Annotated in this window: 7 protein-coding genes; 4 read left to right on the forward strand and 3 right to left on the reverse strand. The window is 56.4% G+C overall.

What is annotated here, in order from left to right; all coding sequences use genetic code 11:
* Positions 1-130 precede the first annotated feature (130 nt).
* Positions 131-2,212, reverse strand: a complete 2,082-nt coding sequence (locus C1722_RS12105) for a penicillin-binding transpeptidase domain-containing protein (protein ID WP_180995191.1) — start codon at positions 2,210-2,212, stop codon at positions 131-133.
* A gap of 519 nt (positions 2,213-2,731) precedes the next feature.
* Between C1722_RS12105 and C1722_RS12110 the strand changes: the two genes are divergently transcribed.
* The 3 genes from C1722_RS12110 to C1722_RS12120 all read left to right on the forward strand — a co-directional run bounded on the left by C1722_RS12110 (position 2,732) and on the right by C1722_RS12120 (position 5,253).
* The gene (locus C1722_RS12110; RefSeq protein WP_102379460.1) at positions 2,732-3,079 is read left to right on the forward strand and encodes a PadR family transcriptional regulator; all 348 of its coding nucleotides are present in this window, start codon (positions 2,732-2,734) and stop codon (positions 3,077-3,079) included.
* Entirely contained in the window at positions 3,076-3,735 is a 660-nt protein-coding gene (locus C1722_RS12115) for a DUF3887 domain-containing protein (RefSeq protein WP_102379461.1), read from the forward strand. Before C1722_RS12110 ends, C1722_RS12115 begins: the two co-directional genes overlap by 4 nt.
* An 87-nt stretch (positions 3,736-3,822) precedes the next feature.
* The gene (locus C1722_RS12120; RefSeq protein ID WP_146040669.1) at positions 3,823-5,253 is read left to right on the forward strand and encodes a helix-turn-helix transcriptional regulator; all 1,431 of its coding nucleotides are present in this window, start codon (positions 3,823-3,825) and stop codon (positions 5,251-5,253) included.
* A 58-nt stretch (positions 5,254-5,311) separates the two neighbouring features.
* Here the strand turns inward: C1722_RS12120 and C1722_RS12125 are convergent, their stop codons facing one another.
* Positions 5,312-7,591 (reverse strand): oxidoreductase, encoded by a 2,280-nt coding sequence (locus tag C1722_RS12125; RefSeq protein WP_102379463.1) that lies wholly within the window; start codon positions 7,589-7,591, stop codon positions 5,312-5,314.
* Positions 7,592-7,816: 225 nt separating this feature from the next.
* On the opposite strand from C1722_RS12125, the gene C1722_RS12130 reads away from it, so the two are divergent.
* Positions 7,817-8,221, forward strand: a complete 405-nt coding sequence (locus C1722_RS12130; RefSeq protein ID WP_102379464.1) for a cupin domain-containing protein — start codon at positions 7,817-7,819, stop codon at positions 8,219-8,221.
* 190 nt (positions 8,222-8,411) lie between these two features.
* On the opposite strand, the gene C1722_RS12135 is transcribed toward C1722_RS12130, so the two are convergent.
* The coding region (locus C1722_RS12135) for an FAD-dependent oxidoreductase (protein WP_219724299.1) at positions 8,412-9,899 on the reverse strand (1,488 nt) is incomplete at its 5' end.

The following is a 9,899-nucleotide window of genomic DNA, read 5'->3' on the forward strand; positions in this document are numbered from 1 at the left end:
GCTCGCCGGGAATCGACCTACGGGCGCGTGCGAAACGCAACCCGTCTGCTCATCTCGCAAACCAACAAGGGAGATGCCCGTTCGCACGGCATCTCCCTTTCGTGTTTGGTAAGCAGCATGCGCAAGCCGCCTACAGGAACAGCTCCCTTACCTTCGCAGAAACGTAGTGGCTGCCGTTTCTGTTCTTGACGTCTTCGACCATCGACACCACGAGCAATTGCTCGGGATCGTTCTCGTCGGCCGTGAAGCAGGCGAACCATCCGAGCTCGGTACCGGTCACATCGTCGACGGTTTGCTTGATTTCGGCTGTACCCGTCTTGCCTCCGAGCGTTCTCCCAGGCACCTGCGCCTCGGTTGCGCTGCCGCTCTCGATCACCTGGATCAGATCCCCCCGGATGGTTTGGGCGGTCTCGGCGGTGAATGCGCCTTCCTTCCACATCGTCGGTGCCGCGTCGTCCCTTTTCAGCAGGTACGGCTCGAGGATGCTGCCGTCGTTCACGAACGATGCGTAAACAGCAGCCAGGTGAACGGGATTGATGAGTATCTGACCTTGCCCATAACCGCTGTCGGCGAGCTGTATTTCCGAGTCGAAAGAACCGGTGTCCGATATGCTCGACGAATACAGACCGTATTCGAAAGGAATCGTCTCGTCGAATCCGGCGCCTTCGAGCTCCGCAGCAAACGCATCGGCCCCCATAGCGAGTGCGGCCTTCGCGAAGAAGATGTTGTCAGAAAACTTCAGGGCATTCTCGATGTTCGCAGCACCGCTGTACTCCATGGTCGTCGTCACGTAGTAATCGCCCCAGCTTTCGTCTTTCTGCCAGGAGAGCCCGCTTTTCCCCAGATCGTCGGAAGCCGAAACGGCACCCGTATCGAGCGCGATGGCAGCCGTGAGCGGTTTCATCGTCGAACCGGGACACAGCGTTGCCTGGAACCTGTTGTAGAGCGGCTGGTTTGCGTCTTCGTTCAGCGCGTCCCATTTCTGCGTCGATATTCCCGTAATGAAATCGTTCGCGTCGTACGTCGGCGTGCTCACAAGCGCAAGCACCTCGCCCGTTTTAGGGTTCATGGCAACCGAGCAGCTTTTATCCTCAATGAACAGATCGTAGAGCTGAGATTGGATATTCGCGTCGATGGTCAGCGTTATGTCTTTGCCGTCCGCCTTGTCGATTTTTGCCACCGTCGAAAGCGTGTTGCCGTCCTGATCGAGGATGAGGATCTCACACCCGTCGGTCTCTTTCAAATCGGATTCGTAGGTTTTCTCAAGCCCCGTTTTCCCGATAACGCTGTTCTCGTTATAGCCCTGGTCCCGAAGGTTTTCCAGCTCTTCTGCGCTGATGTTCTGCACGTAGCCGATCAGGTGGGACGCTTTTTCCGCCAGAGGATACGAACGCACGGATGTTTCACCCATCTGGATGCCCGGTATGGCCAAAAGCTCGTCGGCGAGAGCAGCTTCCTCCTCGGAGAGCACCTTGAGGAGAACGAACGAGTCATCTCTCACGTACGAGGCGTTGAGCTTGTCGTGTATGTCTTCCGGCGTCATGCCGAGCAGTTCGGCTGCACGGGCGATGTCGGCCTCGTTGTACACCGCAGCGGAATCGGATGAGGCATCCGTTCCCTCGTTTTTCTGCATGGCTCCGGGAACGAAACCGACTGTGGCGGCCGTTCCCAAACCTGCAAGCATCTGCCCGTTGCGATCGAGAATGCTCCCCCTCGTTGCCTCGACCGTGTTGACGCGAACCTTGCTCGACCACGTTAAGCCGGGTATGAGCATATCGGGAGACCATTCGAGACGATATTCGTCGTCGGCATCGACAACGTACTTCGCCTTGCCGCCAAACAATACCGGCCCGGCTACGGTATCCATGCCGATCGAGTATTCAACCAGCTTGTCAGCCTGTTTCGCCGACCCCGATCCGCTCGTCGCAGAACCCTTCGAATCCGACACTTCGCCGATCGTCACTTCGATGTTTTCAGCTTCAATGCCCGAGTAGATGTTCTCGTATCTCGAAACGAAATCGTCCTGGGTGATCCGAACCTGCGACTCCTTGCTGAGCAAGGGGTATAGCTCGTCGTAGCGCCCCTCTTCAACGAGGGAGAAATAGGTTTTCGCAAGCTCATCGGGCTGTACGGCAGTGTTTTTGGGAAGGAAGATGAAACATCCCACCGCCACGAGGACTACGACAAGCGCAGCAACAACGACGATCGGCACGATCCGACGCGAACGCCGGGGCGTGCTGGGCGGACGGCGCGACGCGTGGGAGGCTCGATGCGACGGGGTTGCGGGAATGTAGCCGGAACCTGCCTGCGGCCTTTGGTATGGTGCTGACGTCGGATCGAAATGCGAGCCAGCTTTTCGACGGGTTGCCATGCTGCNGGCGGACGGCGCGACGCGTGGGAGGCTCGATGCGACGGGGTTGCGGGAATGTAGCCGGAACCTGCCTGCGGCCTTTGGTATGGTGCTGACGTCGGATCGAAATGCGAGCCAGCTTTTCGACGGGTTGCCATGCTGCTCCTCAATCTCACTTATTCAGTAATATATCATTATTGCAGGTCAGAGCCAAGTTGTCCAGCAAATGGCAAGCTTAGTGGCAATCGTTTTGGTTCGATGGCTCGAAAAGCGGCTCGAAAAACACCTGTTTTCCGCTCGAATTCGCTTATACTTTAGTATTGCTAAGTAGTTTTGGATCAAGTATATTTAGTATTGCTAAATTACATCGAAGGGCAGGCTATGCAACAACGGTTCTCGCAGCAGATGAAGAAGGGCGCGCTCGATATGCTCGTCTTGAAGCTGCTCGAGCACGAAGAGAAGTACGGCTATCAGCTCATCAGCGAGCTGCGCGAACGCACGAACGATACCGTCACGCTGAAAGAGGGTACGCTGTATCCCATCCTCTATCGTCTCGAAGACGGTAACCTCGTCGAAAGCCGCATGGGTGATAAAGCGGGGCGGGAGCCGGCTCGCAAGTACTATGCGATTACGGAGCAAGGGCGCATCGCTTTGCGCGAGATGTTCGAAATCTGGAGCGAATTCGATCGCTGCGTGCAAGCAGTCATGGAAGGAACGGGGAGCGAATGAACGAGCAGGCATACGTGAAGGCTGTGGCGAAGAACCTTGCGGCCTCGAAGCAGAGAAACGACGAGTTCGTTCGCGATCTCGAATCCGATATAGCCGATGCATTGTCCGCAGGTGAAACCTGGGAGCAAATCGAGCTCAGAATGGGAGACCCGCGTCACGTGGCCTACGAGTTCAACGACAATCTCTCCGAGAAAGAACGCGCAGCCGGAAAGAAAAGGAAGCGCACCAAGGTCATCGCCATCGTTGCCGCCGTCGTTGTCGTAATCATCGCCGCAATCGCCATCGCCGCCTGGTGGTTCCTTCCAAGCCAGCACACGGCCGGACAACAGATCGGCGTCGACGAACAAACCGTCATCGCCCAAGCAGAAGAAGCAATCGGGTATCTGAACGCAGATGATTTTGCGGGGCTCGAGTCCATCTCCATCGAAGCCATGGCCGATCCCTCGGCAAAAGCGAGCATCGAAGAAGCCCGGGATCTCATCTCGAGCGATTGGGGCAAGTTCGAATCGTTTGGCAGCGCCTATGCCGCAGAAGTCGTTCAAGCCGGACAGGTTGTCGAAGTTGCCGAGATCGTCGCCGTCTACGAAAACGTGTCGGTAACCTACACGATCATGTTCAACGAGGATATGGTTCTGACAGGTTTGTACATGAAGTAAGGGCTGGAGGTCTGTGCGGTTGCCACGCAGAAGCACTCATCGGGACAGGACAATCCCGAACACCTACGTGTACTATATAATGTGAGCATGACCACTAAGCAACACTTTGCTTTAGGGGAGCGTTTTGCCAAACGAGCCGGCATCCGACTTTCCGAATTGCTCCTGCTTTCAGGGTTTTATTGCTATGCGTACATTTTCTTCAACCGCCTGTTTTTCTCGCCGAGCGAACCGACCGCCCTTCATCCAACATTCATTCAAGTTGTATTGGCGCTGGCGGCTTTCGTGGTGTTTGTCTTCCCTCGTCATCTTTCACGCAAACCTGTTGGTAGAAAGCTCATCGGCCTGATAGCCATATTGTTCAGCCTGGGAATACTCTTCGGTTTCGCAGGCATCTCCGATACGCCTTTCGCTGGCTTGACAACGCGCCTGCTCGGGATCGTATTCTTCGGAACCGCATTCGTAATGTATACGATTCTTTGGGCAAGGGTATACGAACGGCTTAGCCCCCCTGTCGCCCTTTTGGCAATAACGCTTTCTGTACTCTTCAGCACAATTGTACGAAGCGTTACCTATACGGACTTGCACGGGAACCTCTTTTTTGGAGCGCTTCTCATCGCCCTCATATGCCTTTCCCTCGCAACGTTGCATCGATGCTCAACGCCTTCCCATACGCCTCCATCAGCTGATCCGTATCGCGAAATGCCCGACCAACCAATCAAGGATGTATTCTTCGGAGAAACCAAAGAACCGCTTTTTGCTGCGTTTTCCGTAGGCGTAGGCATCGGTCTTGTTTGGGGAGAGAATTCCTCGTTCAACTACAATGTGACCTTTTCAATGGTTGCCGTCTGTATTGTCGCTGCTTTGGTATGCTATCTGGTCTTGGTGAAGAAAAGATCGCCGTTTGTCTATTACGTTTTATACCGCGTGGTTTTCCCTTTGGCAGCCCTGCTGCTACTCGCTTCCCTCTTCCTTATTGTTCCAGGTACACCAATGTTTACCGAGCAGGTTTTCTCGTTTGCTTATTACCTTGCGATTTCTTTTTTTGAAGTTGCCATCATGGCTTCGCTTATAACTACCGCCCGCCTCAACGACGTCTCTTCAACGCGAGCGATCGCCGCTAAGTTCCTTGTGTATGGCACTGGCTTTCTCGTCGGGAAAGCTCTTTTGCTCACCATGGGCCCCGATATTGCCAATACCGCTCTCGGCGTTACCCTCATTGCGTACCTTGCCGCAAGCATCACCTTGCTTTCGAAAAACCTTTTCTCGGCTTCTCAGGACTCCGAAGAATCTCTGCAAGAGAAAATCGTCCGGCGCGCGGAAACCCAATACGGGCTGACATCCCGAGAAACGGACATCCTCGATGGACTTTTAGAAGGAAGAACCTACGAGGGCATCGCAAGAACCCTCTTTATCTCCTCGAGTACCGTCAAAACGCATGTGAAGCACATCTACGGCAAAACAGGGGTGGGGACACGCGACGAACTCATCGATTTGCTTACGCGTCAACGACGCCCGTAAAGAAAACGGCGCGTCCCCGCACTGCAGTAGGCGGGGACGCTTTCTTGCACTGCGTGCGCTACACAGTGCGCGCAACCTTATTCCCGCTGCTTACCGCTTCGGCGATCGTCGATGGAACAGCACAGTCTCCAACCATGTACGCCTCCGTGATTGAAGCGGCATCATCGTACAGGGAAGAATCTCCTTCGAGCATTGCGCAATTGACCACCGCAGTCCCCTCGACGGCAACCTCGGTACCGAAACTTGTCGAAATCGTCAGGCCCGTCTCGGTCATCTCGATCGGGGCGGCTTCGTAATAGATGCGCGTCCCCTTGCTTTCAAGCCATGCCTTCATGCTGTACCTTACCCAAGAAGGATGCTCTACATCGAAGAACTCTTCCGTTCGCGGCGATACGATCGTGACCGCCTTGCCCTGCTTCGCCATATTGATGGCAAAGTCGATAGCGTGATGGTTATCCCCGAGAATGATAATGGACTCGCCAAGCTCTTGGGACGTGGCCGCCTCCTTCACATCGAACATGATGCCGCTTTCCTCAGCCCCCTTAATGGTAACCGAGGGGCGAACCCCACCCGTGGCGACTATGACAGCGTCGGGATTTTCCGATTGTATAAACTCCTTATCGACGGTCTTGCCCGTTACAACCGTCACCCCCGTTACCTCGAGTTGGCGTTGAAGATAGGAGCAGAAATCGGCAATTTTCTCATGAGGCCCCTTAACAGCCGAAGCAAACGTCATCAACCCGTTCAGCGAAGAAGACGATTCGTAAAGCGTTACCTCGTGTCCGCGAGAAGCGGCGATGCGCGCAGCCTCCATACCAGAGGGACCTCCGCCAATCACCATAACGCGCTTCTTATCTTCGGCAGGCTCAGGGCGGCCGCTATAGTCGATTTCGCCGTCGCGAACTCGCCCGAAAACCGCATTGCATCGACAGCCAACGGTAACCGGATGCGGTAGAACGGCTTGCAAACAGGTAAGGCAGTGATTGCACGGCGCCACTTCATCGCGGCGGCCTTCTTGGAGCTTAACGGGAAGGTCGGGATCGCACATCAGAGGCCGAGTCATTGCCACGAAATCGATTTTTCCTTCGCCCAACGCGTTGTCGATAAGATCCGGGGCAAGACGGGGATCCATCACGCCGACCGTACCGACCGGTATGGAAACGGCTTTCTTTATTTCGGCAGCAACATCGAGCAAGGCGCATGCGCCATCGTACTTGCCGATAACTTTGCCGCCCAGATGCCGATCATAGTTAAGCTGCGTTCCGTATCCCGTATTCCCCGGCTCGCATACGTGAAAGACGTCCGTGAAGAACGACGCCGCATGATACCCGATTGTACAGAGACGAATCTGCAACGAATCAGCGCCCGCTTCCTCAAACAGCTTCGCGAATATCGCCGCTTCTTCGACGGTCATGCAGTCGTCGCTTTCGCCAAGGCGCTCGACGTTTTCCTCTATCCCGTTGTACAAAACCTGAACGACGAAATCTTTCCCGCACGCTTCCTTGATTCCCGCAATTAGTTCGGTAAGGATGCGCGCTCGATTCTCAAAGCTCTGAGGCCCGTATTCGTCGTCGCGCTGCGTGTTCCAATGGCGGGAAAGGAACGTGGCAAACGTATGGTCGCATCCAGCATTGATATCGACTCCGTCGAACCCTGCTTTCTTCAACATGATGCAGCGATTGATCATCGTCTGTTGAAACGCATGAACTTCTTCGGTGCTGAGCATGACGCGCGTGGCAAGCGTATTCTCGTATGGGGCAGTTATCGCGCCATCGCACGACGATTGCGACCACAAGCCCCAAATCTGCCCCCCGATAAACGCACCTTGGCTATGCACGTAATCGGTAAACTCCTTTACTTTCGCCGCGTCTTCGTCGGTTGCCAAGGGGGTGTTGCCGGTTTGGGCTTTCCCCGTGAAATCGAAGAACTGGTCTATCCAGATAAACCCCGTTCCGCCTTCGGCTATTTGACCGTAGTAATCTTTGAACGATTGAGAAAGCTCAGGCCCGGTGATTACCGTTCGCGAGGTTGCCCCCGACTTTACGATCCTGTTCTTAACTTCGTATGGCCCGATCTTAAAGGGGCTGAACAAGTTCGAGTAGTCTGTCGTATACGCCGTGTACGAATCATCTTGCGGGTTGACGGCCGTTGCGAAATACGTTTCCACAGGCTCGGCTTTAGCAGACGATCCCGCATTGCCGTTCGCTGTCTGAGAGGCGGGCGCGCATCCCCCAAGCCCAGCCATCGCAAACGTCCCCACAGCTGCCGCAGTACCGAGCCCAAGAAACGATCGCCTCGACATACCCTCCCTATTGCGCTTCTCCTTCAAACTCTGCATTCTCGATCCTCCTATCGATTTGCCTTACTAGCAAGATCGACGATAGAGAAAGCCGCATATGAAAAAATCAGCCGAATCGTCGATTTTCGATATCGTCGATTCGGGTGATAGGCCGCTATCGGGTCATATGCAAAATATAGATCGGAGCTTTTCCAAACTCCTTGACTTCGAGCGTACTCCAAGGTGTTCAATGGAATGAATCGAAGCCAAGAGAAGGAGACGTATATGAGCGAAGAACAGTCGGGGATTTTCCCGCGTGGCGAAGCGAACCCTTACGGGCAGTACTTTGTCGGCCAAAGCTACTTGAACATGCTCTCTACCGAGCAGGTGACCATCGGCAACGTCACCTTCGAGCCGGGATGCCGCAACAACTGGCACATCCATCACGCCGAGGAAGGCGGTGGGCAGATACTCCTCGTTACGGCTGGTCGTGGCTGGTACCAGGAATGGGGCGAGCCCGCGAGGGCACTTGCGGCGGGCGACGTGGTGAACATCCCCGCCAACGTGAAGCACTGGCACGGGGCAGCGAAAGACAGCTGGTTTTCGCACCTGGCCGTCGAAGTGCCTGCAACGGGTGCGTCGAACGAATGGTGCGAGCCTGTGAGCGACGAGGAGTACGGAAGGCTCTGAGACTCGCGGTGCGGCTTTCGCTGTTGCGACGTAATCGTTAGCCGTTCGTCCATCCAACGAGCGAGCGAAACACACTTGCATGCCAAGGTGCTCCGTCGAATCGAACCGGCGGAGCACCGATACCGAATCCATCGCATGGGATCCCCGGGGCACAGCCCGGGGATCCTTATACAACCGTTGCCTTTCGCCGCTACAGCAGATTCTCCGCAGCATGCCGTGCTGCCACAAGGCCGGAGTGAAGCTCGTAGGCGACGGCACTGCCGGGCAGCTGGAAGTAGTACATCTGCGTGTAGAACGGGAAGCTGTCGACGCCGATCACGTAGAGGCCCTTGATGGGGTTCCAGTCGACGTCGGCGGCCTGCATCTGGCGATTGACGCGCACGCCGCCGATCGAGCAGAGCGGAGTCACGCCGAGCTGAGTCGCGAAGTAGGGGCCTTCGCCGATGGGCACGAGACCCTCGGCGTACTTGCCGAAGTCGACGTCCTCGCCAGCGGCGCACATCTCGTTGTAGCGGTCGACCGTCGCCTGCAGCGTCGCGTAGTCGATGCCCATCGTCTTCGCGAGATCCTCGAGCGTGTCGGCCTGGAATTTGGTGTTGTGCTCGTTGGCGCTGAGCATCAGATCCATGCAGTCCTGGCCGAGCATGTCGGTGATCGCCTTGTCGATGATCGCGAAGCCCTTCTTCTGCGACATGATGGCAGCGGTAGCCCATCCTGCCACGCCGCTCTCGGGTTTGGCAGCCGATTCGTCGGCGAAGCGCTCGCCTTCTTCGTTGACCCAGAGGCACGTGCCCATCTTGAGGATGTTCCACACAGGATGCTCGTCGTTGCGATTGGGCGAGTACGACGAATCGAGGTTCTGCTCGCGTGCCTTCTGCTCGGCGAGGCCCATCTCGGCAAAAGCGGGCTGCTCGATGAATCCGAGCGAGCCGATCGTGTCGAAGGCACCCGCCTTCATGGAAAACGTGTAGCCGTCGCCAGTCGTACCCGGCGAGAACGTGTAGGGCGAAACCACGTCGTCGGCGCGGCCCACCTTCGCCATGAGCTCGGGGTTTCCGCAGATGCCGCCCGTGCCGAGCATCACGGCTTTGGCGTTGAACTGGATGTAGCTACCCTTGGAATCCTGCGCGATGACGCCTGCGACATCGGCGCCGTCCATGACGATGTCGACCGCAGGCATGTTCGTGAGGATCTCGACGCCGAGCGATTCGGCGGTCGCCTGCATGCCGGCGATGTACACGGTTCCGGATCCAACGCGCCCGTGCACCGGGTCGATCGTCCCGCCGTCTTCGCCCCAGTAGTGCATGGTGGGGTTGCCGCCCTTGTAGTTGTCAACCACGCTCGAGATGGGCACACCGTGCTCGGCCACCCAGTCGATGTTGTCCGACGAGGCTTCCGCCATATCGATGTAGTAGCGGATGTTGGGGATGTAGTTGAACATGCGCTGGTCCTCGACCACCGCTTCGCGCCAATCGTAGGTGATGCCCGCCGCCCTGCTGTACTTGGTGTCGAACCCGCTCGGGCCGTAGGTATGGTTTCCGTTGCCCCCAAGGATGGCTTCCTTCTCGAGCAGCACGGTCACCGCGCCCAGCTCGGCAGCTTCGACTGCCGCCGCCATGCCGGCGTTGCCCGAGCCGACGACCACCACATCGACATCCCTCATCTCGGCAATATCGTA

Source organism: Raoultibacter timonensis (assembly GCF_900240215.1).
In the GTDB taxonomy this organism is placed as follows: Bacteria; Actinomycetota; Coriobacteriia; order Coriobacteriales; family Eggerthellaceae; genus Raoultibacter; species Raoultibacter timonensis.

Bases quoted from the DNA above. Each gene is read 5' to 3' on its own strand.
- C1722_RS12110 (WP_102379460.1), top strand. From the start codon at position 2,732: ATGCAACAACGGTTCTCGCAGCAGATGAAGAAGGGCGCGCTCGATATG.
- C1722_RS12115 (WP_102379461.1), top strand. From the start codon at position 3,076: ATGAACGAGCAGGCATACGTGAAGGCTGTGGCGAAGAACCTTGCGGCC.
- C1722_RS12120 (WP_146040669.1), top strand. From the start codon at position 3,823: ATGACCACTAAGCAACACTTTGCTTTAGGGGAGCGTTTTGCCAAACGA.
- C1722_RS12125 (WP_102379463.1), bottom strand. From the start codon at position 7,591: ATGCAGAGTTTGAAGGAGAAGCGCAATAGGGAGGGTATGTCGAGGCGA.
- C1722_RS12130 (WP_102379464.1), top strand. From the start codon at position 7,817: ATGAGCGAAGAACAGTCGGGGATTTTCCCGCGTGGCGAAGCGAACCCT.